This window comes from Micromonospora sp. NPDC000121, from assembly GCF_042899165.1.
Lineage (GTDB): Bacteria > Actinomycetota > Actinomycetes > Mycobacteriales > Micromonosporaceae > Micromonospora.
Map to the genome: position 1 here is coordinate 160,128 of NZ_JBIAZP010000004.1, position 25,165 is coordinate 185,292.

Consider the following 25,165-nt stretch of genomic DNA (forward strand, 5'->3'; position numbering starts at 1 on the left):
TGGATCGTTGCCATGAGCGCACCGCTGCGCCCGCGCGCGGCCACCCCGCGTACGGCCGCCGTACCGTCGGGCGGCGCCACATCCGGCGCCCCGCTCTCCTTCCCCCGCACGCTCACCGTCGGCGTCGTCGGCGCCGGCCGGGTCGGTGCGACGCTGGGCGCCGCGCTCGCCTCCGCCGGCCACCGGGTCGTCGCCGCCACGGGCGGCTCCGGCGCCTCCCGGGCCCGGCTGGCGCTGCTGCTTCCCGGCGTGCCCCGCCGCTCCGCCGCCGCCGTGGCCCGCGCGGCCACCGACCTGCTGCTGGTCGCCGTGCCCGACGACGCGCTCGCCGGGGTGGTGTCCGCCCTGGCCGACAGCGGCGCGCTGCGTCCCGGCCAGGTGGTGGCGCACGTCTCCGGCGCGCACGGGCTGGCCGTGCTCGCCCCCGCCGCCGCGGTCGGCGCCCGGCCGCTCGCCCTGCACCCCGCCATGACCTTCACCGGTACGCCGGACGATCTCGCCCGGCTGGCCGGCATCTCGTACGGCGTGACCGCCCCGGCGGAGCTGCGCCCCCTGGCCGCCCGGCTGGTCGCCGACCTCGGCGGCGTGCCGGAGTGGGTGGGCGAGGCCGACCGGCCGCTCTACCACGCGGCGCTTGCGCACGGCGCGAACCACCTGGTGACCCTGGTCAACGAGGCGGCCGACCGGCTGCGCGACGCCGGGGTGGCCCAGCCGGAGAAGGTGCTCGCCCCGCTGCTGCGGGCCGCCCTGGAGAACGCGCTGCGCCTCGGCGACGACGCGCTGACCGGGCCGGTGTCCCGGGGCGACGCCGGCACGGTCGAGCGGCACCTGGCCCGGCTCGCCGCCACCGCGCCCGAGTCGGTCGCGCCCTACCTGGCCCTGGCCCGGCGTACGGCCGACCGGGCCATCGCCGCCGGCCGGCTCCGCCCGGTCGACGCGGAGTCGCTGCTCGGCGTGCTGGCCGGGACCCGGCGGGAGGTGGCCGCGTGACCGGGCCGACGGTGGACGGAGGGAACCGCGTGACGGAGTTGGTGCACACCCGCGCCGAGCTGGCCGCGGCGCGGGACGGGCTCAAGGGCACCGTCGGCGTCGTGATGACCATGGGCGCCCTGCACTCCGGGCACGAGACGCTGCTGCGGGCGGCCCGGGAGCGGGCCGACCACGTGATCGTCACGATCTTCGTCAACCCGCTCCAGTTCGGGCCGAACGAGGACTTCGACCGCTACCCGCGCACCCTCGACGCCGACCTGGAGATCTGCCGGCGGGCGGGCGCCGACGTGGTGTTCGCCCCCTCGGTGGCGGACATGTATCCGGACGGCCAGCCCCGCGTCCGGGTCAACCCGGGCCCGCTCGGCGAGGACCTGGAGGGGCAGAGCCGCCCCGGGTTCTTCCACGGGGTGCTGACGGTGGTGCTGAAGCTGCTCCAGCTCACCCGCCCCGACCTGGCGTTCTTCGGCGAGAAGGACTACCAGCAGCTCACCCTGGTGCGGCGGATGGCCCGGGATCTCGACGTGCCGGTCGAGGTGGTCGGCGTGCCCACCGTGCGGGAGCCCGACGGGCTCGCCCTGTCCAGCCGCAACCGCTACCTCTCCCCGGCCGAGCGGGAGACCGCGCTGAGCCTGTCGGCGGCGCTGCGGGCCGGTGCCGAGGCCGCCGCCGCGGGCGGTGACGCGGGGGCTGTGCTGGCCGCCGCGCACGCCGCCTTCGGCGCCGGTACGCCCGGCGCGCGGCTCGACTACCTGGTGCTCACCGATCCGGATTTGGAGCCGGGGCCGGTGTCCGGTCCGGCGCGGCTGCTCGTCGCCGCCTGGGTCGGCAGCACCCGGCTGATCGACAACGCGGCGATCCGGCTCGCCCCCCGTTCCTGAACCGACCCCCACCACGTCTTCCGCGAAAGGCATCCGATGCTGCGCACCATGCTCAAGTCGAAGATCCACCGGGCCACGGTGACCCAGGCCGACCTGCACTACGTCGGCTCGGTGACCATCGACGAGGACCTGCTCGACGCCGCCGACCTGCTGCCGGGCGAGCAGGTGGCGATCGTGGACATCACCAACGGGGCCCGGTTGGAGACGTACGTGATCCCGGGCGAGCGGGGCAGCGGCGTGATCGGCATCAACGGTGCCGCCGCCCACCTGGTGCACCCGGGTGACCTGGTCATCCTCATCTCGTACGGGCAGATGGACGACGCGGAGTCCCGGGCGTACCGGCCGCGGGTGGTGCACGTCGACGCCGACAACCGCATCGTCGACCTGAACGCCGACCCGACCACCGCCGCCCCCGGCACCGCCGGCGCCCCGATCCCTAACCCCTACGCCGCCGTCTGACCCGCCCGCCCCGTCCGTTCCCCGCGATCTTGCACTTCCGACCCGGCTTTGTCGCCATAAGTCCTTGTTGTCCGGGCGGTAACTGCAAGATCGTGGCACATCGGGGTGGATGGGGGCGCGAACGCGGTGTGTCACCGGAGGGCGGCGGTGGGTAGTCTGGTCACCCGTCGGAGAGACGCGGTGGCTGGGGGAGGCCGCGATGCGCCGTTCGATGACCACCCTGCTCGCCGCCGTCAGCGCGGCAGTCCTCCTGGTCGGCTGCGCCGGCTCCGCCGGGCTGGACGGTGATCTGGCCGACGACTGGGCCGCCCTGCCCGCGCCCGGCCCGTTCACCCCGGCCGCCGGCGTCTGCCAGGCCGCCGACTTCACCGACGTGGTGACCCTGGCGGCGTACGCGCCGGTGGACTGCGCCGCGCCGCACCGGGTCGAGACCGTGCACGTGGGCGCCTTCCCGGCCGAGCGGGCCACCCCGCCGCCGGGCGGCTCGGCGGAGCTGCGGGGCGCGTTCGCCGACTGCGACACCCGCGCCACCGGGCACGTCGGCGACGACTGGCGGGCCGGGCGGCTCCGGCTGGCGGTGGCGCTGCCGTCCGGGCCCGGCTGGGCGGCCGGCGCCCGCTGGTACCGGTGCGACCTGACCGAGGTGAGCACCGCCGAGGCCGCCGCCACGGTGGTCACCCGCTCCGGCAGCCTGCGGGACGCGCTGCGCGGGCCGTCGCCGCTGCGGCTGGGCTGCCAGCAGGCCCGGGCCGCCGGCGGGGTGGTGCGGACGCTGCTCCCGGTCGACTGCGCCACCCGGCACGACGCCGAGTTCGTCGGGGTCTGGCGGGCGCCCGACCGCCCGTACCCGAAACGGCCTGCCGACTGGGCCCCGCTCTACGCCGGCTGCCGCTCGGTGCTCGGCCGCTACGTCGGGGTGCCCGACGACGCGGACCTGCGCTTCCGCAGCGGGGTGGTGGTGCGCCCGCCGGGGGCCGGGCGCTGGCGCGTCGGCGACCGCGGCGTCCGCTGCTACCTCTGGCTCGACCACCGTACGGTGACCGGCTCGCTGAAGGGCGCGGGCCCGGCCGCCCTGCCGGTCCGGACGAGGTAGGCACCGTCGGCGTCCGGACGCGATGGCCCAAACCACTCGTCCCGCCCCCGCCGCCCCTCGCGAGGGCCCTTCGGGTTGACTGTGGGCATGGACCTTCCGACCGTGGACCTGCCGGCGCTGCCCCGACTGCTGGCCGCCCCCGCGCCCGGCTGGGTGGAGACCACCGACGTGATCGTGGTCGGCTCCGGGGTGGCGGGGCTGACCGCCGCGCTGCACCTGCGCGAGGCGGGCCTGCACGTCACCGTGGTCACGAAGGTCAACATCGACGAGGGTTCGACCCGCTGGGCGCAGGGCGGCATCGCCGCCGTGCTCGACCCGCACGACACCCCGGCCGCGCACGCCTCCGACACGGAGATCGCCGGCGTCGGGCTCTGCGACCCGGCGGCGGTGCGGGTGCTGGTCGAGGAGGGCCCGACCCGGCTGCGCGAGCTGATGCGGATCGGGGCGGAGTTCGACCGCAACCCGGACGGCTCGCTGATGCTCACCCGCGAGGGCGGGCACCGGGCGGACCGGATCGTGCACGCCGGCGGCGACGCCACCGGGGCCGAGGTGCAGCGGGCCCTGCACGCCGCCGTCCGCCGCGACCCGTGGATCCGGCTGGTCGAGCACGCCCTGGTGCTGGACCTGCTGCGCGCGCCCGGCGAGGGCCCGGGCGGGCTCGGCCCGGCCTGCGGCATCACCCTGCACGTGCTCGGCGAGGGCAGCGAGGACGGGGTGGGCGCCATCCTGGCCCGGGCGGTCGTCCTGGCCACCGGCGGGATGGGCCAGATCTACGCGGCCACCACCAACCCGGCCGTCTCGACCGGGGACGGGGTGGCGCTGGCGATGCGCGCCGGCGCGGCGGTCACCGACGTCGAGTTCGTCCAGTTCCACCCGACCGCGCTGATCACCCCGGCCGGCGCCGGCATGTTGGGCGCCGGGCACGCCCAGCAGCCGCTGGTCTCCGAGGCCCTGCGCGGCGAGGGCGCCCACCTGGTCGACGGCGACGGCAAGCGGTTCATGGTCGGGCAGCACGAACTGGCGGAGCTGGCGCCCCGGGACGTGGTGGCCAAGGGCATCCACCGGGTGCTGCTGGCCACCGGGGCGGACCACGTCTTCCTCGACGCCCGGCACCTGGGCGGCGACTTCCTGGCCCGGCGCTTCCCGACCATCGTGGCGTCCTGCCTGGCCATCGGGGTCGACCCGGCGGCCGACCTGATCCCGGTCGCCCCGGCCGCCCACTACGCCTCCGGCGGCGTCCGCACCGACCTGCGCGGCCGCACCTCCATCCCCGGCCTGTACGCCTGCGGCGAGGTCGCCTGCACCGGCGTGCACGGCGCGAACCGGCTGGCCAGCAACTCCCTGCTGGAGGGGCTGGTGTTCTCCCGGCGGATCGCCGAGGACGTCGCGGTGGGGCTGCCGGAGCAGGCCCAGCCGGCGTCGACCGGCGCCTGGGTCGGCGGCGAGGGCTGGGTGGTGCCGGCCGAGGCGACGCCGACCCTGCAACGGGCGATGACCCGGGGTGCGGGCGTGCTCCGCTCGGCGCAGACCCTCGCGGGGACCGCGGACGTCCTGGCCGGGCTGGGCGAGGGCCGGGGCCGGCCGCGGACGGCCGACTGGGAGGCGACGAACCTGATCACCGTGGCGTCGGCGCTGGTCGCCGCCGCGTACGCCCGCCGGGAGACCCGGGGCTGCCACTGGCGGGAGGACTTCCCGACGGCCGACGAGCGGTGGCTGGGCCACCTCGTCGGCGCGGTCGGGGCGCAGGGCCGGTTGACGTCTCAGTGGGAGGGGATCCGATGACGGAGTCGACGGAGCGGGCGTTGCGGGACGCCGGCCTGGACCCGGCGCAGGTGCGGCGGGTGGTCGAGAACGCGCTCGCCGAGGACCTGGGGCCCGACTTCCTCGACGTCACCAGCGTCGCCACCATCCCGGCGGGGCAGACCGACACGGCCGACCTGGTGGCCCGCGCCGACGGCGTGGTGGCCGGGCTGGCCGTGGCGGCGGCCGTGTTCGAGCTGGTCGGCGAGGCGACCGGCGCCGGCCGTACGGTCGAGGTGTCGGTGGTCGCCCACGACGGCGCGCGGGTGGCGCGTGGCGACGTGCTGGCCACGGTGACCGGCCCGACGCGGTTGCTGCTCACCGCCGAGCGGACGGCGCTCAACCTGCTCTGCCGGATGTCCGGGGTGGCCACCCACACCCGGGCCTGGGCGGACGCGCTGGCCGGCACCAAGGCGCTGGTGCTCGACACCCGCAAGACCACCCCCGGCCTGCGCGCCCTGGAGAAGTACGCGGTCCGCGCCGGGGGTGGCACCAACAAGCGGATGGGCCTGCACGACGTCGTGATGATCAAGGACAACCACAAGCTGGCGGCGGGCGGGATCACGGCGGCCTTCCGCCGGGTCCGGGAGACCTTCCCGGACGTGCCGGTGCAGGTCGAGGTGGACACGGTGGCCGAGGCGGTGGAGGCCGTCGAGGCCGGGGCGGACTTCCTGCTGCTGGACAACATGACACCGGAGACGCTCACCGAGGTGGTCGCCGCCGTGGGGGACCGGGCGGAGCTGGAGGCGACCGGCGGGCTGACCCTCGACGTCGCGGCGCGGTACGCGGCGACCGGCGTCGACTTCCTGTCGGTGGGTGCGCTGACCCACTCCTCGCCGATCCTCGACATCGCCATGGACCTGCGCACCGAGTGAACCGGCGGCTGGCCGTTGTCTAGGCTTCGTGCGTGCTGCTCTGCATCGACATCGGAAACACCAACACCGTGCTGGCGACCTTCGACGGCGACAAGCTGGTGCACTCCTGGCGGATCAAGACCGATGCGCGGTCGACGGCGGACGAGCTGGGCCTGAAGTTCCGGGGTCTGCTCGCCGGGGACGCGGTCGAGATCACCGGGGTGGCGGCCTGCTCCACGGTGCCGGCCGCGCTGCGCTCGCTGCGGACCATGCTGTCGCGCTACTACGCGGACCTGCCGAGCGTGATCGTCGAGCCCGGGGTGCGCACCGGTGTGCAGCTCGCCATCGACAACCCCAAGGAGGTGGGCGCCGACCGGGTGGTGAACACCCTCGCCGCGTACACCCTCTACGGCGGCCCGTCGATCGTGGTGGACTTCGGCACCACCACCAACTTCGACGTGATCAGCGGCCGGGGCGAGTTCCTCGGCGGCGCCTTCGCGCCGGGCATCGAGATCTCCTTCGACGCGCTCGCCGCCCGCGCGGCCCAGCTGCGCAAGGTGGAGGCCACCCGGCCGCGCTCGGTGATCGGCAAGAACACCGTCGAGTGCCTCCAGTCCGGCCTCTACTTCGGCTTCGCCGGCCAGGTCGACCGGATCGTCGAGCGGATGACCGAGGAGCTGGGCGAGGTGCGGGCCGTCATCGCCACCGGCGGGCTCGCCGGTCTGGTGATCAACGAGTGCCGCACGATCACCCACCACGAGCCCATGATCACCCTGATCGGCCTGCGGATGGTCTACGAGCGCAACGTCTGACCCGCCGGCCCCGGTCCCGGCCGCTGTCGGGGCCGGGCACCGTCGCCGGCCTCAGCGCCGTCGGGCGCGGCAGACGAGCGTGCGGTACGGCAGGTCGAAGCGCTCCCGCCCGGCCAGGTCGGGGTGGGTGTCCAGCAGCTCGCGCAGTTCCCGGTCGAGGTCCCGCCGTCGTTCCGGGTCGGCTGTGAGGTAGTACGAGCGGGTCCGGACCATCCCGACCAGCTCGTCCGGGGTGAGCGTGGTGCGGTGCGCGAAAACGGCCTGCTCGGTCGGCGCGAACGCCGGCCCGAAGTCGCCGACCCGGCTGGCCAGGTCGTCGGCGCTGCCGCCCATCCGGGCGATCTTCGTCAGCTCCGCCACCCAGCCGGTCCGCTCGTCCCGCAGGTTCCAGATCGGCGCGAAGACGCCACCGGGCCGGAGCAGCCGGGCGATCTCGGCGTGCGCGCGTTCCCGGTCGAACCAGTGGTACGCCTGCCCCGCCAGCACCGCGTCGGCCGCGCCGTCCGGCAGCGGCACCGACTCGGCGCTGCCCGCCACGGCGGTGGTGCCCGGGGTGACGGCGTCCAGGCGGGCCCGCATCCCGGGGTCCGGCTCGACCGGCACCACCTCGTGACCGAGGGCGAGCACCCCGCGGGTGAGGATGCCGGTCCCGGCGCCCAGGTCGACGACGCGGGCGGGCGCGCCCACCCCGTCGAGCGCCCAGCGCACCGCCTCCTCCGGATAGCGGGGCCGGAACCGGTCGTACTCGCCGGCGGCCGCGCCGAACGACAGGGCGTGAGTGGGGTCGGTCATGGCGGGCAGGTTATCCCGTAACGCCTCCCTGGCGCCTTGAGTACGCTCGGGGCCTGACCCCGCCCGAAATCTCCTTCTGAGGAAGCGTGCCGTGACCGAGCAGACTCCCGTGCCAGTCGATCCCGCCGACGACCTTCCCGAGCAGATGAAGGTCCGCCGGGAGAAGCGGGACCGGATGCTCGCCGAGGGCGTCGAGCCGTACCCGGTCGGATTCCCCCGGACCAGCACGCTGGCCGAGATCCGCGAGAAGTACGCCGAGCTGCCCACCGACACCGCCACCGGCGACCGCGTCTCGGTCACCGGCCGGGTGATCTTCGTACGCAACACCGGCAAGCTCTGCTTCGCCACGCTGCGGGACGGCGACGGCACCGAGTTGCAGGCGATGCTCTCGCTGGACCGGGTCGGCGCCGAGCGCCTGGACGACTGGAAGCGTCTCGTCGACCTCGGCGACCTCGTCGGGGTGACCGGCGAGGTGATCACCAGTCGCCGGGGCGAGCTGTCCGTGCTCGCCGACGAGTGGGCGGTCACGGCGAAGGCGCTGCGCCCGCTGCCGGTGGCGCACAAGCCGCTCAGCGAGGAGGCGCGGGTCCGGCAGCGCTACGTCGACCTGATCGTCCGGCCGCAGGCGCGCCAGATGGTGCGCACCCGCGCCGCGACCGTCCGCAGCCTGCGCGACTCGCTGCACGACCGGGACTTCATCGAGGTGGAGACCCCGATGCTCCAGTTGCTGCACGGCGGCGCGGCGGCCCGGCCATTCGTGACCCACAGCAATGCGCTGAGCACCGATCTGTATCTGCGAATCGCGCCGGAACTGTTTCTCAAGCGGGCCGTCGTCGGCGGCGTCGACCGGGTCTTCGAGATCAACCGCAACTTCCGTAATGAGGGCATCGACTCTTCGCACTCGCCGGAGTTCGCGATGCTCGAGGCGTACCAGGCGTACGGCGACTACGACACGATGGCGGAGCTGACCCGCAATCTCGTGCAGCAGGCGGCGATCGCGGTCGCCGGCTCGACCGTGGTGACCCACGCCGACGGCCGGGAGTTCGATCTCGGCGGCGAGTGGCGCTCGGTGACCCTCTTCGGGGTGCTTTCCGAGGCGCTCGGCGAGGAAGTCACGGTACGCACCGAGCACGCCCGCCTCGTCGAGTACGCCGACAAGGTCGGATTGTCGGTCGACCCGAAGTGGGGGCCGGGCAAGCTGGCCGAGGAACTGTTCGAGGAACTGGTCGTCCCCGGCCTCCAGGCGCCCACCTTCGTCCGCGACTACCCGGAGGAGACCAGCCCGCTCACCCGGGCGCACCGCAGCGAGCCGGGGCTGGCCGAGAAGTGGGACCTCTACGTGCTCGGGTTCGAGCTGGGGACGGCGTACTCGGAGCTGGTGGACCCGGTGGTGCAGCGGGAGCGGCTGCTGGCCCAGGCGCAGCTCGCGGCCCGCGGCGACGACGAGGCGATGCGGCTGGACGAGGACTTTCTCCGGGCGATGGAGTACGGAATGCCGCCCGCCGGGGGTATGGGAATGGGAATCGATCGACTCTTGATGGCGCTGACGGGCCTGGGAATTCGGGAAACCATCCTCTTCCCCCTGGTGCGGCCGGAGTAGTCGCGGACTCGCACCGGGTCGTTACCGCATCCTATTGACGCGGCAAGCATCGCACGGGTTATTGTGCTCTCAGTTTGCAGGAGCACCCTGCTCGAAAGGAATGTGGGACGTGGCCAAGCAGATCATTCATAAGCTGGTCGATGACCTGGACGGCGGGGACGCTGACGAGACCGTCAAGTTCGCGCTCGACGGCGTTCAGTACGAGATCGACCTGTCTAGCTCGAACGCCGAGAAATTGCGTGACGTATTCGCTCCCTACATCGCCCACGGCACCAAGGTGGGCCGCGGCGGTGTCGTCGTGGGTGGCCGGGCCGCGCGCGGCCGGGGCGGCGCCACCGCCGACCGGGAGCAGAACAAGGCGATCCGCGCCTGGGCCAAGAAGGCCGGCAAGGACATCTCCGACCGGGGCCGGATCCCCCAGGAGATCGTCGACGAGTACCACTCCAAGGCCGGTCACTGACCCGACCGCCGACGGGCGACAGACGCCGGGCCGGAGCACGACTCCGGGCCGGCGTCGCCGTATCCGCCCCCGGGTGCGTCCGGACCGGGAAGAATTCCGCCGCGACGGTGGTTGTCCACAGCCGGTGGAGGATCTGTCCACAGCCTGTGGACGACTCCCGGGCGGCCCGGATCGGGGCCGCACCGGCACCGGCACCGGCCTGCGGAGGCGGTCCGGGCGGTGGCCGAATTTCGCTCTGCGCGTACAGGCGGGGGTCGCGGAACACCCCCTGAGCGCGGACGGTTGAGTAAAACGACGCGTACGCGGCCTCCGGCGGGGACACACGACCTCAGCCGAGTCGGTCTGCGGCGATAGAGTAATGAGGCACGGACGCCCATCCCGGACGTCCGCGCACCGGCCCCGCCGAGATCTGACCATCAAGGCGCACGGCACGTGAGGAGCACGAGGGCATGTTCGAGCGGTTCACCGACCGAGCGCGACGGGTTGTCGTCCTGGCCCAGGAAGAGGCCCGGATGCTCAACCACAACTACATCGGTACGGAGCACATCCTGCTGGGCCTGATCCATGAGGGTGAGGGTGTGGCTGCGAAGGCTCTGGAGAGTCTTGGTATCTCTCTGGAGGGTGTGCGTCAGCAGGTCGAGGAGATCATCGGCCAGGGTCAGCAGGCGCCGAGCGGGCATATTCCGTTCACGCCGCGGGCGAAGAAGGTGTTGGAGCTGTCGCTGCGTGAGGCGTTGCAGCTCGGCCACAACTACATCGGTACGGAGCACATCCTGCTGGGTCTGATCCGTGAGGGTGAGGGTGTCGCCGCCCAGGTGCTGGTGAAGCTGGGTGCCGACCTCAACCGGGTCCGCCAGCAGGTGATCCAGCTGCTGTCGGGTTACCAGGGCAAGGAGCCCGCTGCGGCCGGTGCCGCGCCGGGCGAGGCCGCGCCGTCGACCAGCCTCGTGCTGGACCAGTTCGGCCGTAACCTGACCCAGGCCGCCCGCGAGGGCAAGCTCGACCCGGTCATCGGGCGCGAGAAGGAAATCGAGCGGGTCATGCAGGTGTTGTCCCGCCGTACCAAGAACAACCCGGTCCTGATCGGTGAGCCCGGTGTCGGTAAGACGGCTGTGGTGGAGGGCCTGTCCCAGAAGATCATCAAGGGCGAGGTGCCGGAGACGCTGAAGGACAAGCAGCTCTACACGCTCGACCTGGGTGCGCTGGTGGCTGGTTCCCGCTACCGGGGTGATTTCGAGGAGCGCCTGAAGAAGGTGCTCAAGGAGATCCGCACCCGGGGCGACATCATCCTGTTCATCGACGAGATCCACACCCTCGTCGGGGCTGGGGCGGCGGAGGGCGCGATCGACGCGGCGTCGATTCTGAAGCCGATGCTGGCTCGTGGTGAGTTGCAGACCATCGGCGCGACGACGCTGGACGAGTACCGCAAGCACCTGGAGAAGGACGCCGCTCTCGAGCGTCGTTTCCAGCCGATCCAGGTGGGTGAGCCGTCGCTGGCCCACACCATCGAGATCCTCAAGGGCCTGCGGGACCGCTACGAGGCGCACCACCGGGTGAGCATCACCGACGCCGCCCTGGTGGCCGCCGCCACCCTGGCCGACCGGTACATCTCCGACCGGTTCCTGCCGGACAAGGCGATCGACCTGATCGACGAGGCGGGTGCGCGGATGCGGATCCGTCGGATGACCGCGCCGCCGGACCTGCGTGACTTCGATGAGCGCATCGCGCAGGTGCGCCGTGACAAGGAGTCCGCGATCGACGCGCAGGACTTCGAGCGGGCCGCGCAGCTGCGGGACAAGGAGAAGCAGCTGCTGGGTCAGAAGGCGCAGCGGGAGAAGGAGTGGAAGGCCGGCGACCTGGACGTCGTCAGTGAGGTTGACGACGAGCAGATCGCCGAGGTGCTGGGTAACTGGACCGGCATCCCGGTGTACAAGTTGACCGAGGAGGAGACCTCGCGTCTGCTGCGCATGGAGGACGAGCTGCACAAGCGCGTCATCGGGCAGGAGGACGCGGTCAAGGCCGTCTCGAAGGCGATCCGCCGTACCCGGGCCGGCCTGAAGGACCCGAAGCGCCCGTCCGGCTCGTTCATCTTCGCCGGCCCGTCCGGCGTCGGTAAGACCGAGCTGTCCAAGGCGCTCGCCGAGTTCCTGTTCGGCAGCGAGGACGCGCTGATCCAGCTGGACATGTCGGAGTTCCACGACCGGTACACGGTCTCCCGGCTGGTGGGTGCCCCTCCCGGCTACGTCGGCTACGACGAGGGCGGTCAGCTGACGGAGAAGGTGCGGCGTCGGCCGTTCTCGGTGGTGCTGTTCGACGAGATCGAGAAGGCCCACCCGGACGTGTTCAACACGCTCCTGCAGATCCTGGAGGACGGGCGCCTCACCGACGGTCAGGGCCGGATCGTGGACTTCAAGAACACGGTCATCATCCTGACCACCAACCTCGGTACCCGTGACGTCGCGAAGGCGGTGTCGCTGGGCTTCCAGGCGTCGGAGGACTCGGAGTCGAACTACGACCGGATGAAGCAGAAGGTCAACGACGAGCTGAAGCAGCACTTCCGGCCGGAGTTCCTCAACCGTATCGATGACACGATCGTGTTCCACCAGCTGCGCGAGAACGAGATCCTGTCGATCGTGGACATCATGATCGCTCGGATCGAGACGCAGCTGCGGAACAAGGACATGGGTCTGGAGCTGACCGACAACGCCAAGAAGTACCTGGCGAAGAAGGGCTTCGACCCCGTCCTCGGCGCGCGGCCGCTGCGCCGCACGATCCAGCGCGACATCGAGGACAACCTGTCCGAGCGGATCCTGTTCAACGAACTGACCCCCGGCCAGATCGTCGTCGTCGACTGCGAAGGCGACCCCAGCAACATCGACAAGTCGAAGCTCGTCTTCAAGGGTGCGGACCGCCCGGCCAGCGTGCCGGACGCCGTCCCGGCCGACCTCGGCGGCACCGCCGCCGCGGGGGCGGACGAGTAAGGCAAACAGCACAAAGGCGACGGCCCGGTGGTACCAGCCACCGGGCCGTCGCCTTTCCTTGTCCCTGTCGAGCTGATGTTGCAAACGGTTCAGCTCGGGGGTGCCGCCGCCCGACCCCTGTCGGGCTGCCCTGACAGATGGGCCTTGTCAACCGTGCGCCCACCGGTTGCCGGCTGAGGGCCTGCCTGGGGTGTGTGTCCGGTTCGGCGAGGGCAGGCCGGTGCGTTGTGGGCGCCGTGGCCGGTTAAGGGTGGGTTGCGGGTGGCGGGGGCCACCGGCCCGGCGGGCATGGGCCGGGGGCCCGGGGCGTTGTAACCGTCGTGAGCGCGTGGCCCCGGGCCGTCTCGACAGCTCGGGACGACGGTCGGAATGCCGCACGGGCCCGCGTCGTTACATCCTCCAGACCCGCGGCACCGCCGCCCTGGCGGTCCGGTCCAGGCGGCACGCCGGCTGGAATGACCGGCCGCCTGCCGTCGTTACATCCCCCGGACCCCAGGGCCCGCTGGAGCGGTGGCCGCCGGAATGCGTGGCCGGCCCAGCCGGTTACATCTCCCCGGGACGCGCCCCCAAGCGCGGGCGCACCCCTTCTGGTCTTCGACCTTTCCTCACCCGTGGCCACCCACCCCCCCTTTTTCGGTGTGCCGCGTACCCCCGATCGAAAGGTGCATACGATCATGCGTACCGATCTGATCCGTAAGACCGCCCTGACCGCTGCCGGCCTCGCCTTCACCGGCGGCGCCATCGCCGGCCCCGTCACCGCCACGTACGCCGCCCCCGTCGACAGCAAGCCCGCCACCGTCACCCAGGACCGTGACCGTAAGGGCGGACAGAAGGAACTCGACGTCGCCTACGAGGCCCAGCCGAACTTCTACTACTGCGGCCCCGCCGCCACCCGCAACGCCCTGAGCGTGCAGGGCAAGGACATCAACGTCGACGCCATGGCTGAGCAGATGGGCACCACCGAGGCCGGCACCGACTCCATCAACGACATCACCCCCGTGCTGAACAAGGAAACCGGCAAGAACGCCTACCACAGCGTCGAGATCAGCCAGGCCAGGGCCGACGACAAGCAGACCACCAAGCTGCGCGCCGACGTCGTCAAGGCCGTCGACGACGGCCGCGCCCCGGTGGCCAACATCGCCGGCACCGCCACCGACACCGACGGCGGCGTCCACTCCTTCGAGGGCGGGCACTACATCAGCGTCGTCGGCTACCGCGACAACGGCCAGACGGTGAAGATCGCCGACTCCGCCGACCCGGCCCAGGCCTCCTACTGGATCACCACCGAGGCCCTCGCCGACTGGATCGCCACCCGCGGCTACGCCGCCTGATCCAGGCAAGGCAACACACAACCGAACACCAACGACAAGGGCCGGCCCCCAAACGGGGGCCGGCCCTTTCGTCATGCCCGCAGCCGCACGCGGCGGCCCCGGCAGACCAGATGACACGCAGGCGCACGCGACGGCCGCGCAGGTCGGACGGGTCTTGCGCCGAGGTGCAGGCCCACGGCCCGCGACGGTCAGACGACGGGGACCGGTGGGCCGTCGCCGACGAGCCGGAACGACGACTCGCCCACCGGCTCCACGAGGCCGTCCCGCACCAGCCCGGTGAGCGCCCGGGCCCGCTGCACGTCGTCGGCCCACACCTGGTCGAGACGCTGGTGCGGCACCGGGCCGGTCGCCTCCCGGAGCACGCCGAGCAGCAGCCCGCGTACCTGGCGGTCCGTGCCGGCGTACCGCTGGGGGCGCCGGGTCGGACCGGCGGGGGCCTCCCGGCCGGACGCCCGCCAGGCGCAGACCGACTCGACGGGGCAGCTTCCGCAGCGGGGCGAGCGGGCGGTGCAGACCACCGCGCCCAGCTCCATGAAGGCGGCGCTGGCCAGCGCGGCGGCGGCCGGCTCGACGGGCAGGAGTTCCTCGGTGGCCACCAGGTCGGCCGGGCGGGTGGCCGGGCCGGCGTCCGGCTCGCCGGCGATCGCCCGGCAGACGACCCGCCGCACGTTGGTGTCGACCACCGGGTGCCGCTGGCCGTACGCGAACGCGGCCACCGCCCGGGCCGTGTACGTCCCGACGCCCGGCAGGGCCAGCAACTGGTCCAGCCGGTCCGGGACCCGGCCGCCGTGCCGTTCGACGATCGCGACGGCGCAGTCCCGCAGCCGTACCGCCCGGCGGGGGTAGCCGAGCCGTCCCCACATCCGGATCGCCTCCGCCGGGCTGTCGGCCGCCAGCGCGGCCGGGTCGGGCCAGCGGTCCAGCCACGCTGCCCAGGCGGGCAGCACCCGCACGACGGGCGTCTGCTGCAGCATGACCTCGCTGACCAGGATCGCCCACGGGGTGACGTCGGGCTTCCGCCACGGCAGGTCGCGGGCGTTCTCCTCGTACCACCGGCTGACCAGGGTGGCGAAAGTTGGTTCAGACATCGCGTCGCCGATGATGTCACGCGGGCACCCCCCGACACGGCGTGGGCGGCGGGCTCGCGGCTGCGGCCGTACCGTCCCGCTGGCTGGGCGATCTGGGCGGGGCGCTGCGGCGGCGGCCGGCGGATCGGGCAGAATGCCCGGATGAACGAGCTCGCGATCACCGTCATCGGCCGGGACCGGCCGGGCATCGTGGCCGACGTCGCCGAGGTGCTGGCCCGGCTCGGCGCGAACCTCACCGACAGCACGATGACCCGGCTGCGGGGGCACTTCGCGATGACCCTGGTCTGCGTGGGCCCGGCCGCCGCCGACGTCGAGGCCGCGCTCGCGCCGCTCTCCGCCGACGGCCAGCTGCTGGCGACCGTACGCGAGGTCACCCCCGACGGCGAGACGGCTCCGGCCGGCGAGCCGTACGTGATGGCGGTGCACGGCGCGGACCGGATGGGGATCGTCGCGGCGATGACCCGCGTGCTCGCCGACGCCGGCGGCAACGTCACCGACCTGAGCACCCGGCTGACCGGGTCGCTCTACGTGGTGGTCGCCGAGGTGGACCTGCCGCCCGGCACGGCCGACGAGGTGGCCGGCCGGCTCGCGTCGACCGCCGCCGACCTGGGTGTCGGGGTGACCCTCCGGCCGGCCGACCCGGATCTGCTGTGACCGGCGACGAGCGTGCCCCGGAGACCGAGGCGTACGCCGGCCTCGGCGACTGGACCCCGGAGTTCCTGGACGTGCCGGGGGAGGTGCGGCCGGTGGTGTCCGCCCCCGACCAGGTGCTCAGCCGGCATGGCGGCGAGGTCGACCCGACGGCCGAGGAGACCGTACGCCTGGCGGCCGACCTGATCGCCACCATGCGGGTGTCGCCGGGCTGCGTCGGGCTGGCCGCCCCGCAGATCGGCGTGGGCGCGCAGGTCTTCGCGGTCGACGTGACCGGCCATCCGAAGGCGGTCACGGTGCACGGCACCTTCGTGCTGTGCAACGCCCGGGTCGTCGAGGCGAGCCGGTGGAAGGTGGCCCGGGAGGGGTGCATGTCGGTGCCCGACCTGACCGGCGACGTCAAGCGGGCCAGCCGGCTGGTGGTGGAGGGCGTGCTGCCCGGCAGCGGCAAGTCCGTACGGCTGGTGACCGACGGGTTCGAGGCGCGCGCCCTGCAGCACGAGATCGACCACTGCGCGGGGCTGCTCTTCCTGGACCGGGTCGCCGGCGCTCACGCCATCTACCAGCGCAAGGTTTATCTCTGACCGCGACCCAGCGTCGCCGGTGGGGCACCGTCGGCAGATGTGAACGTCGCATGTGGAGGGCGGGAACGGTGAGCTGCGGACACCTCGGCGCGTCGCGCCGGGCTGCCGTGCCCCGCGCCGCTACGGTGGGGGCATCATGCGTCTGACGGTCGGCCCCCTGCCACCCGCCGTTTACTGGCGGCGTCGCGCCGTCGTACTCGGAGCGGGGCTTCTCTTCCTGATTGTCCTGCTCTATTCGTGCACCGGTCCGGACCCGGACCCCGACAAGAGCGGCGACGCGCAGCCCGCGCCGGGCGCGACGTCGTCCGGTGCGACACCGGGGCCCACCGGCCCGGTGCTCAGCCCGCAGACCGGCGCGCCCTCGCCGGGCGCGTCGGGCGCCGACCCGTCGGGCGGCCCGACCACCACCGACACGCCGCCGGCGGCGCCGGTCGTGCCGGCCGCCGGCGACGGCGCCTGCACGGACGCCGAGATCACGGTGACCCCCGTGGCCCTGCCCACGTCGGTGGTCCGGGGGGCGGTGGTGGACCTCCAGCTCAAGGTGAAGAACCGGTCCGAGCGGACGTGCAGCCGCGACGTCGGCGCCGACGAGCAGGAGCTGTTCATCAAGTCGGGGGCCGAGAAGATCTGGTCGTCCGACACCTGCGGCACCGGCGAGGGCTCCGACGTGCAGTCCTTCACGCCGGGCTTCGAGCGCTCCTACCAGGTGGGCTGGAACGGCCGCGACAGCAGCAAGTGCGCCGGCGGGGTGGCGGCGGGACCGAACCCGCCGGCCGGGACGTACCAGGTCTTCGCCCGGGTGGGCACCAAGCTCAGCGAGCCGGTGAAGCTCACCGTCACCGACGGCTGAGCGGCCGGGAGCCGCCGCGGGCCGGCCCGGTCAGACGTAGCGCTCCAGGATGGACGCCTCGGCGAGCCGGGACAGCCCCTCCCGGACGCCGCGGGCGCGGGCGTCGCCGACCCCCTCGACGGCCTGGAGGTCCTCCACCGTGGCGCCGAGCAGGCGCTGGAGGCTGCCGAAGTGCACGACGAGGCGGTCGACCACGGCCGCCGGCAGCCGGGGCACCTTGGCGAGCAGCCGGAAGCCGCGCGGGCTGACCGCCGCGTCCAGCGCGTCCGAGGCGGCCGGGTAGCCGATCGCCTTGGCGACGGAGACCAGGTCGATCAGCTCGGTCGCGCCGAGCAGGTCCAGCTCGACCAGCGCCTCGTCGAGGGTGCGGGACTTCCGGCCGGCCGGGAGGTAGTCCCGGATGACGAGGGTGCGGTCGGCGTCGACGCCGGCCATCAGCTCGTCGAGCTGGAGGGCCAGCAGGCGGCCGTCGGTGCCCAACTCCACCACGTAGCCGGCGATCTCGTCGGCGATCCGGCGGACCATCTCGAGCCGCTGCACCACCGCTACCGCGTCCCGTACGGTGACCAGGTCCTCGATCTCCAGCGCGGAGAGGGTGCCGGAGACCTCGTCCAGCCGGAGCTTGTAACGCTCCAGCGTGGCGAGCGCCTGGTTGGCGCGGGACAGGATCGCCGCCGAGTCGTCCAGCACGTGCCGTTGGCCGTTGACGTAGAGGCTGATGATCCGCATGGACTGGCTCACCGAGATCACCGGGTAGCCGGTCTGTCGGGCGACCCGCTCGGCGGTGCGGTGCCGGGTGCCGGACTCCTCGGTGGGGATGCTCGGGTCGGGCATCAGGTGCACGGCCGCCCGGACGATGCGGGTGCCGTCGCTGGAGAGCACGACCGCGCCGTCCATCTTGCACAGCTCACGGACGCGGGTGGCGGAGAACTCGACGTCGAGCGGGAACCCGCCGGTGCAGAGCCCCTCGACGACCTTGTCGTAGCCGAGGACGATCAGCGCGCCCGTGCGGCCGCGCAGGATCCGCTCGAGGCCGTCGCGCAGCGCGGTGCCCGGGGCCATCAGTGCCAGGTTGGCCCGCAGCGGGTCGCCGGCGCCTCCGGTGCTGCCGGTCACGTTCACGCTGATCGGGCGGGCGGGCGAGCCCACGGCGCCGGTGCGGGCGTGGGGCGTCGCGCCGGCAGGCTTGGTGGTATCGCGGTCGATCGGCACGGGCACAGTCTACGGACTGCCCTGCGGTGGGTGCTGTCGTGGTTACTGTGATGTGTCGCGATGTCACACGCCGCCCGGAACGAGAGCCGTCTGCCGGGCGGTCCGGAATCGCCCAGGCGGTCCCGTCGCCCCGCCATCGCCGGTCACTCCGCGGACGCGCGGGCCACGGCCTGGAGCGCCGAGCGGACGTCGGTGACCTCGATCACGCGCATGCCTCCCGGGGTCACGCCGGTGCTCTCGGGCCCGCACCCGGTCGGCACCAGCGCGAGCCGGAACCCCAGCCGCGCCGCCTCGGCCAGCCGTCGCGGCACCGCGCCGACCCGGCGCACCTCGCCGGTGAGCCCCACCTCGCCGATCGCCACCAGGTGCGGCGCGATGGCGAGGTTGAGCCCGCCCGAGGCGACGGCCAGGGCGACCGCGAGGTCGGCCGCCGGCTCCACGACGCGGATGCCGCCGACGGTGGCCGCGAAGACCTCCCGGTCGTGCAGGGTCAGCCGCTCGGTGCGGCGCTGGAGCACGGCCAGCACCATCGCGAGCCGGGCCGAGTCGAGCCCGGAGACGGTGCGTCGGGGCGACCCGGCGACCGTCGCGCCGATCAGCGCCTGCACCTCGGTGACCAGCGCCCGCCGGCCCTCCATCGCCACCGTGACGCAGGTGCCCGGCACCGGCTCCGAATAGCGGGTCAGGAACAGCCCGGAGGGGTCGGCCAGGCTGCTGATGCCGCCCTCGTGCATCTCGAAGCAGCCCACCTCGTCGGCGGCGCCGAAGCGGTTCTTCACGCCACGCACCATGCGCAGGGAGGAGTGCTTGTCGCCCTCGAAGTGCAGCACCACGTCGACCAGGTGCTCCAGCACCCGGGGGCCGGCGACCTGGCCGTCCTTGGTGACGTGGCCGACCAGCACGGTGGCGATGCCGCGCTCCTTGGCGACCGCGACCAGCGCGGCGGTGACCGCCCGCACCTGCGTCACCCCGCCCGACACGCCCTCGGCGCCCGTGGTGGAGATGGTCTGCACCGAGTCGAGCACCAGCAGGCCCGGCTTGACCGCGTCGAGATGGCCGAGCACCGCGGCGAGGTCGCTCTCGGCCGCGAGGTAGAGCTGGTCGTGCAGGGTGCCCATCCGCTCGGCGCGCAGCCGGACCTGGCTGACCGACTCCTCGCCGCTGACCACCAGCGAGGGGCTGCCGGCCCCGGCAGCCCACTGCTGGGCCACGTCGAGCAGCAGGGTGGACTTGCCGACGCCCGGCTCGCCGGCCAGCAGCACCACGGCGCCGGGAACCAGGCCCCCGCCGAGCACCCGGTCGAGCTCGCTGACCCCGGTGGGCCGGGCCCGCGCCGGGGCGGCGCTGATGGTGGCGATCGGCCGGGCCGGCTCGGCCGGCATCCGCGAACTGACCACCTTGCCGGAGACGGTCGGGCCGGTCACGGTGCACTCGACCACCGAACCCCACTCGCCGCACTCCGGGCAGCGCCCGACCCACTTCGGCGGCTGGTGCCCGCAGGCGTCGCACTCGTAGGCCGGTCGGGGCTCGCGGCTGGACGCCCGGCCGCGCCCGCCGGCGGCGCCGGCGCGCGGGGACGTCGATCGAGAGGTGGTCACATGGGGACGTTAGTCCGCCGGTACGACGACGACACCGCCGGCGTGGTGGTCGCCACGCCGGCGGTGTCGTCGGAGTCGGGAGCGGAGGTCAGTGGCCGCCGCCGTGGCCGCCCTCTTCCGCGTCCTCGTACCCACCCTCGCGGTGGATGATCGGCGACGGGGGCGCGGCCGGGGTGAGCGGCACGGCGATCGGCGCCGGGCCGGTGACCGTGACGCCGTTGCCGAAGTCGAAGGTCAGGAAGACGTTCTGGCCGGAGCGCAGCGACTCGTTCAGGCCGATGAGCTGGAGGACGCGGTCGGCCTCGGTGTTGAGCTGCACGTAGCTCAGCGGCGGGATCTCGATCCGGGCCGGCTCGCCGGCGGGTGCCGCCGGGCTCTCCGGGGCCGACGGGCTGGCCGGGGCGCTCGGGCTCTCCGGGGCGCCCGGGCTCGGCGACTCCGACTCCGGGGCGGACGGGGTGGGCGACGGGGACTCGGAGGGCGACTCGGTCGGCGACGCCGTCGGGCTGGCCGTGGCGCCCTTGCCAACGATCACGACCTCGCGGGCGCTGTCGGTGGTCACGGTCACGGTGACCGGTTCCTCCGAGTCGTTGTAGATCACGGCGTTCAGGACGGCGTTGGCGCCCGCCTTGTAGCCCTCGATGCCAGGGAACTCGACCAGCAGGCCGCGGACCGCGTAGTCGCCGTTGCGGGCGGACAGGTTGACGCCCTGGACCGACGGCTCCTTGTTGGCGGTCTCGGAGACCTGGCCGGCGCCGCAGCCGGACAGCAGCAGCCCGGTCGCCGCCGCCATCCCGGACAGCAGCAGGGCCGCCCGCCGGGAACCCCTGATCGAGCGCGTCACGTCGGTCCTCCTCGTCACGATCCCACCCGGTGCTCACGCCGGGCACGGTGGCCATGCCCGCGCAGACCGCGCTCCAGGGTAGTTGGGCCTGATCCACGCCCGCACGCCGACCCGGGGATGCCACTCCCGGGGGTGGGGCTCAGACCAGCCGACCGCTCGTGACCAGCAGGACGACGTCGATGAGGGCGATCAGCATGACCGCCCGGAACGCGGCCACCGGCCGACCTCCGGCCCGGGCGGCCGCGCGCCCGCCGTACCAGCTCAGGGGCGGCACCACGACGGCGGCCGCGACCGCGGCGACGCCGACGCCCGAGGGCCGCCCGGGCGGCCCGACGACCAGGGTGGCGGTCGCCGCGAGCAGCAGGCCGGCGGCGGCGGCGCGGCTGCCGGCCGGGCCGAGCCGGTGCGGCAGCCCGCGCACCCCCGTCCGGGCGTCGTCGGCCAGGTCGGGCAGCACGTTGGCGAAGTGCGCCCCGGCACCCAGGCAGGCCGCGGCGGCGACCATCCAGACCGGCGGGGCCGGCGCCCCGGGCAGCGCCAGCACGACGAAGGCGGGGAGCGAGCCGAACGACACCGCGTAGGGCAGCACCGAGACCGGCGTCGACTTCAGCGGCCAGTCGTAGAGCAGCGCGGAGACCAGCCCGACGGTGGCGCAGAGCGCGGCGGCCGGTCCCGTGGCCAGCGCGAGCGCCGGGGTGGCGAGCGCGGCCACCGCCGCGGCCACGGCCGTGGTGCGCCGGCCCACCGCGCCGGTGGCGACCGGTTTGTCGGTACGCCCCACCGTGGCGTCCCGGTCCGCGTCGAGCGCGTCGTTGGCCCAGCCGACGGCGAGCTGGCTGGCCGCCACGGTGAGCGCCACGGCAAGGACGCCGGCCGGCCGGTGCCCGGCGCCCCAGGCGAGCAGCCCGGCCACGGTGGTGACCGCGGCGGCCGGCTCCGGGTGGCTCGCCCTGACCAGCCCTAGCACCGTTGACGACATGAGGAAAGTCTGGTCGTTACCGGGCAGTCGTGCCACGCTCGGTCCATGCGAGACGCGGGCCGCACCCTGCCGCGCAACGATCCGCGCCAGTACGACGACCTGGCCGGCGAGTGGTGGCGTCCGGACGGCGCGTTCGCGATGCTGCACTGGCTGGCGGAGGCGCGCGCCGCGCTCGTGCCGCCCGCGTCCCGCCCCGGCGCCCTCCTGGTCGACCTCGGCTGCGGCGCCGGGCTGCTCGCCCCGCACCTGGCCGGCAGGGGCTACCGGCACGTCGGCGTCGACCTCACCCGGTCGGCCCTGGCGCAGGCCGCCGCGCACGGGGTGACCGCCGTCAACGGCGACGTCACCGCCGTCCCGCTGGCCGACGGCTGCGCCGACGTGGTGGCCGCGGGCGAGATCCTGGAGCACGTGCCCGACTGGCGGCGCGCGGTGGCCGAGGCGTGCCGGCTGCTCCGCCCCGGCGGCCTGCTCGTGCTGGACACGCTGAACGACACGGCGCTGAGCCGGCTGCTGGCCGTCCGGATCGCCGAGCGGCTGCCGACCGTCCCGAGGGGCATCCACGACCCACGGCTGTTCGTGGACGCCCGGGCGCTCGTCGCCGAGTGCGCCCGGCACGGCGTCCGGCTGCGGCTGCGGGGCATCCGGCCGGGCGTGCCCGGGCTGCTCGGCTGGCTCGCCCGCCGCGTCTGGGCCGCCGCCCGTGCCCACCGCGTCGAGGCCGACCGTCCGGACACGACGGCCGCCGACCGTCCGGGCGGGACGGAGGCGGCGGACCGGCCGGCCGCGGCCACCGCCGTCCACTCCGGTGCGGCGGTCGCCGAGCGTCCGGGCGCGACGGTTCCCGGCCGTCCGCGCCCGGTGGCCGGCGCGGCGCCACGGATCGTGCCGACCTGGTCGACCGCCGTGCTCTACCAGGGGCGGGGCACGCGGAGCGGATAGCGGGACGGATCCCTGGGTAGCACAGGGCCGAGGAGGGGCTGTATGACGCTGCACGCGCTGGAGGCGGCTCGCCGCCTGGCACCGAGGTTGGCCGCCCGCGCGGCCGAGCACGACCGCGACGGCTCGTTCCCGGTCGAGGACTTCCGGGACCTGCGCGAGGCCGGGCTGTTCGGCCTGATGGTCCCCACCGGGCTGGGCGGGGCGGGCGCCACCTTCGCGGAGTACGCGGCGGTCGCCACCGAGCTGGCGCGGGGCAACGGGGCGACCGCCCTGGTGTTCAACATGCACGCCTCGGTCACCGGCGCCCTGGGCGCGGTCACCGAGGAACTGGCCGAGGCGCTCGGCGTGCCGGACGAGGCGCTGGCCGCCCGGGACCGGCTCCTCACCGCCGCCGCCCAGGGCTCCTGGTACGCGGTGGCGATGAGCGAGCGCGGCGCCGGCGCGCGACTGTCCCAGCTCAGCACCGTCTACGAGCCGGTCGACGGCGGATACCACCTCAAGGGCAGCAAGACGTTCTGCTCGGGGGCGGGGCACGCCGACGGCTACCTCGTGGCCGCCCGCAGCGCCGCCGACCAGTCGGTGGTCTCCCAGTTCCTGGTGCCGGCCGGGGACGGGCTGACCGTCGAGCCCACCTGGGACTCGCTCGGCATGCGGGCGACCTCCTCGCACGACCTGCACCTGGACGTGACCGTGCCGGCCGACCGGCTGCTCGGCGGCGTGGAGGGCCTGGCCCTGGTGGTCGCCCAGCTCATGCCGCACTGGCTGGTCGCCAGCTACGCCGCCGTCTACGTCGGGGTGGCGCGGGCGGCGGTCGACGCGGCGGCCGAGCACCTGAACGCCCGCAACCTCGCCGGCCTGCCGGCCGTCCGGTCCCGCCTCGGCCGGGCCGACGCCGCCGTGGCGGCCGCCCACCTGGCGGTCGCGGAGGCCGCCCGGCGGGTGGACGAGGCGCCGGGGGACGCGGAGACCAACCGCTGGGTGTGGCGGGCCAAGCTGCTCGCCGGCACGACCGCCGCCGACGTGGCGGCGTCCATGCTGGAGGCGGCCGGCACCTCCGCCACCCGGCGGGGGCATCCGCTGGAGCGGCTCTACCGGGACGCCCGCTGCGGCTCGCTGCACCCGGCGACCTCGGACGTCTGCGCCGACTGGTTGGGCATCGCCGCGTTGGGCGGCGACCCGGACCGCGACGGAACGGTCCCTCGTTGGTGAGCGTGGGAGGTCCGTCGGGGCGGCGGGCGGAGCGGCCCCCGGCACGGGGGACGGCGGCGGGGCGGGCCGCCAGGTGCGCAGGGCCGGACGAGAGGTGGGCATCGTGGCCGTACCGGTGATCGCGGGGCTGGGGACGGCGCACCCGCCGTCGGCGGCGCAGGACGAGTTGTGGGACGGCTTCTTCTCGAAGCACTTCACCGGCGGCACGCGGGCGCTGGCCGAGCGGATCTTCGCCCACTCGGGGGTCACCCGCCGCCAGGCCGCGGTCAACCCGCTGCTGGAGGACGTCTCCGACTGGCCGACGGAGCGGCGGATGCGCCGCTACCAGGTCGAGGCGCTGCCGCTGGGCAAGGAGGCGGTGGGCCGGGCGCTGACCGCCGCCAACCTGGCAGCCGGGGACGTCGGGCTCTTCGTCGTCTGCTCGTGCACCGGGTACGCCACCCCGGGGCTGGACATCCTGCTCGCCCGGGACCTGGGCATGGCCCCGGACACGCAGCGCATGTTCGTCGGCCACATGGGCTGCTACGCGGCCCTGCCCGGGCTGGGCGCGGCGAGCGACTTCGTGACCGCCCGCGGCCGGCCGGCGCTGCTGCTCTGCGCGGAGCTGACCAGCCTGCACATCCAGCCCTCCACCGCCCGGGTGGACACCCAGCAGATCGTCTCCCACGCGCTCTTCTCGGACGCCGCGGTCGCCACCGTGGTCGTCCCCGGCGGCCGGGGGTACGCCCTGCGTGAGGTCACCTCCGTCACGGACACCTCCACCGCCGACCACATGACCTGGGACGTCACCGACACCGGCTTCCGGATGGGGCTGTCGCCGAAGGTGCCGCAGGTGCTCTCCCGGCACGTCCGGGGCCTGGTCGACGACCTGCTGGCCCGGCACGGCGCGACGCGGTCCGACGTGGACGGTTGGGCGGTGCACCCGGGCGGTCCGCGCATCCTCAACGTGGTCGAGCGGGAGCTGGCCCTGCCGCCGGAGGGGCTGGCGGCGTCCCGGGCGACGCTGGCCGAGCACGGCAACTGCTCGTCGCCGACGGTGCTGCTGATCCTCGACCGGCTGCGCCGGGCCGCGTCGCCGCCGCGGCGGGTGGTGATGCTGGCGTTCGGGCCGGGCCTGACCCTCTACGCCGCGCTTCTCGAACGGCAGGACTGATCGCGACG

General features: G+C 74.1%; 23 protein-coding genes. 17 read left to right on the top strand and 6 right to left on the bottom strand.

Annotated elements, in window-relative coordinates; translation table 11 throughout:
• Positions 1-12 precede the first annotated feature (12 nt).
• From ACFY23_RS14205 to ACFY23_RS14235, 7 genes are all read left to right on the top strand, one after another.
• A complete protein-coding gene (locus tag ACFY23_RS14205) occupies positions 13-990 on the top strand; it encodes a Rossmann-like and DUF2520 domain-containing protein (RefSeq protein WP_350685909.1) in 978 nt (325 codons plus the stop codon).
• A gap of 29 nt (positions 991-1,019) precedes the next feature.
• A complete protein-coding gene (panC, locus tag ACFY23_RS14210) occupies positions 1,020-1,868 on the top strand; it encodes a pantoate--beta-alanine ligase (RefSeq protein WP_350685911.1) in 849 nt (282 codons plus the stop codon).
• 36 nt (positions 1,869-1,904) lie between these two features.
• Entirely contained in the window at positions 1,905-2,327 is a 423-nt protein-coding gene (gene panD / locus ACFY23_RS14215) for an aspartate 1-decarboxylase (protein ID WP_350685913.1), read from the top strand.
• A gap of 199 nt (positions 2,328-2,526) precedes the next feature.
• Positions 2,527-3,420 (top strand): septum formation family protein, encoded by an 894-nt coding sequence (locus tag ACFY23_RS14220; RefSeq protein WP_350685915.1) that lies wholly within the window; start codon positions 2,527-2,529, stop codon positions 3,418-3,420.
• A gap of 87 nt (positions 3,421-3,507) precedes the next feature.
• Positions 3,508-5,202, top strand: coding sequence for an L-aspartate oxidase (locus ACFY23_RS14225; RefSeq protein ID WP_350685917.1), 1,695 nt, complete (start codon positions 3,508-3,510; stop codon positions 5,200-5,202).
• Positions 5,199-6,095: a carboxylating nicotinate-nucleotide diphosphorylase gene (gene nadC / locus ACFY23_RS14230; protein ID WP_350685919.1), complete on the top strand. Its 897-nt coding sequence runs from the start codon at positions 5,199-5,201 to the stop codon at positions 6,093-6,095. Before ACFY23_RS14225 ends, nadC begins: the two co-directional genes overlap by 4 nt.
• A 32-nt stretch (positions 6,096-6,127) precedes the next feature.
• Positions 6,128-6,886, top strand: coding sequence for a type III pantothenate kinase (locus ACFY23_RS14235; RefSeq protein WP_350685921.1), 759 nt, complete (start codon positions 6,128-6,130; stop codon positions 6,884-6,886).
• Between the two features lie 51 nt (positions 6,887-6,937).
• Here ACFY23_RS14235 and ACFY23_RS14240 read toward each other — a convergent pair whose 3' ends face one another.
• Positions 6,938-7,678 (bottom strand): class I SAM-dependent methyltransferase, encoded by a 741-nt coding sequence (locus tag ACFY23_RS14240; protein WP_350685923.1) that lies wholly within the window; start codon positions 7,676-7,678, stop codon positions 6,938-6,940.
• Positions 7,679-7,769: 91 nt separating this feature from the next.
• On the opposite strand from ACFY23_RS14240, the gene lysS reads away from it, so the two are divergent.
• The 4 genes from lysS (at position 7,770) to ACFY23_RS14260 (ending at position 14,050) form a co-directional block, all read left to right on the top strand.
• Positions 7,770-9,278, top strand: coding sequence for a lysine--tRNA ligase (gene lysS, locus ACFY23_RS14245; RefSeq protein WP_350685925.1), 1,509 nt, complete (start codon positions 7,770-7,772; stop codon positions 9,276-9,278).
• A 109-nt stretch (positions 9,279-9,387) separates the two neighbouring features.
• Positions 9,388-9,738, top strand: coding sequence for an Lsr2 family protein (locus ACFY23_RS14250; RefSeq protein WP_342672168.1), 351 nt, complete (start codon positions 9,388-9,390; stop codon positions 9,736-9,738).
• A 449-nt stretch (positions 9,739-10,187) separates the two neighbouring features.
• The gene (locus ACFY23_RS14255; protein ID WP_387036032.1) at positions 10,188-12,719 is read left to right on the top strand and encodes an ATP-dependent Clp protease ATP-binding subunit; all 2,532 of its coding nucleotides are present in this window, start codon (positions 10,188-10,190) and stop codon (positions 12,717-12,719) included.
• A gap of 674 nt (positions 12,720-13,393) precedes the next feature.
• Complete coding sequence (locus ACFY23_RS14260) at positions 13,394-14,050, top strand: C39 family peptidase (RefSeq protein WP_387036035.1); 657 nt, start codon at positions 13,394-13,396, stop codon at positions 14,048-14,050.
• A 188-nt stretch (positions 14,051-14,238) separates the two neighbouring features.
• Here ACFY23_RS14260 and ACFY23_RS14265 read toward each other — a convergent pair whose 3' ends face one another.
• A complete protein-coding gene (locus tag ACFY23_RS14265; protein ID WP_350686635.1) occupies positions 14,239-15,138 on the bottom strand; it encodes an A/G-specific adenine glycosylase in 900 nt (299 codons plus the stop codon).
• Between the two features lie 141 nt (positions 15,139-15,279).
• On the opposite strand from ACFY23_RS14265, the gene ACFY23_RS14270 reads away from it, so the two are divergent.
• From ACFY23_RS14270 to ACFY23_RS14280, 3 genes are all read left to right on the top strand, one after another.
• Positions 15,280-15,792 (top strand): ACT domain-containing protein, encoded by a 513-nt coding sequence (locus ACFY23_RS14270; protein WP_350686636.1) that lies wholly within the window; start codon positions 15,280-15,282, stop codon positions 15,790-15,792.
• Entirely contained in the window at positions 15,789-16,373 is a 585-nt protein-coding gene (locus ACFY23_RS14275; RefSeq protein WP_350686637.1) for a peptide deformylase, read from the top strand. The genes ACFY23_RS14270 and ACFY23_RS14275 overlap by 4 nt, the downstream gene beginning before the upstream one ends.
• A gap of 136 nt (positions 16,374-16,509) precedes the next feature.
• On the top strand, positions 16,510-17,223 hold the full coding sequence (locus tag ACFY23_RS14280) for a hypothetical protein (protein ID WP_350686638.1): 714 nt from the start codon (positions 16,510-16,512) through the stop codon (positions 17,221-17,223).
• Positions 17,224-17,253: 30 nt separating this feature from the next.
• Here ACFY23_RS14280 and disA read toward each other — a convergent pair whose 3' ends face one another.
• The 4 genes from disA to ACFY23_RS14300 form a co-directional block, all read right to left on the bottom strand.
• Positions 17,254-18,435: a DNA integrity scanning diadenylate cyclase DisA gene (disA, locus tag ACFY23_RS14285; RefSeq protein WP_350686639.1), complete on the bottom strand. Its 1,182-nt coding sequence runs from the start codon at positions 18,433-18,435 to the stop codon at positions 17,254-17,256.
• A gap of 143 nt (positions 18,436-18,578) precedes the next feature.
• Positions 18,579-20,033, bottom strand: a complete 1,455-nt coding sequence (radA, locus tag ACFY23_RS14290) for a DNA repair protein RadA (RefSeq protein WP_350686640.1) — start codon at positions 20,031-20,033, stop codon at positions 18,579-18,581.
• An 88-nt stretch (positions 20,034-20,121) separates the two neighbouring features.
• Positions 20,122-20,877, bottom strand: coding sequence for a hypothetical protein (locus tag ACFY23_RS14295; RefSeq protein ID WP_350686641.1), 756 nt, complete (start codon positions 20,875-20,877; stop codon positions 20,122-20,124).
• 139 nt (positions 20,878-21,016) lie between these two features.
• Complete coding sequence (locus ACFY23_RS14300; RefSeq protein WP_350818945.1) at positions 21,017-21,856, bottom strand: UbiA family prenyltransferase; 840 nt, start codon at positions 21,854-21,856, stop codon at positions 21,017-21,019.
• 45 nt (positions 21,857-21,901) lie between these two features.
• Between ACFY23_RS14300 and ACFY23_RS14305 the strand changes: the two genes are divergently transcribed.
• The 3 genes from ACFY23_RS14305 (at position 21,902) to ACFY23_RS14315 (ending at position 25,157) form a co-directional block, all read left to right on the top strand.
• Positions 21,902-22,795 (top strand): methyltransferase domain-containing protein, encoded by an 894-nt coding sequence (locus ACFY23_RS14305; RefSeq protein WP_350681732.1) that lies wholly within the window; start codon positions 21,902-21,904, stop codon positions 22,793-22,795.
• Positions 22,796-22,837: 42 nt separating this feature from the next.
• Positions 22,838-24,004 (top strand): acyl-CoA dehydrogenase family protein, encoded by a 1,167-nt coding sequence (locus ACFY23_RS14310; RefSeq protein ID WP_350681730.1) that lies wholly within the window; start codon positions 22,838-22,840, stop codon positions 24,002-24,004.
• Positions 24,005-24,107: 103 nt separating this feature from the next.
• Positions 24,108-25,157: a type III polyketide synthase gene (locus tag ACFY23_RS14315; protein WP_350681728.1), complete on the top strand. Its 1,050-nt coding sequence runs from the start codon at positions 24,108-24,110 to the stop codon at positions 25,155-25,157.
• Positions 25,158-25,165 lie beyond the last annotated feature (8 nt).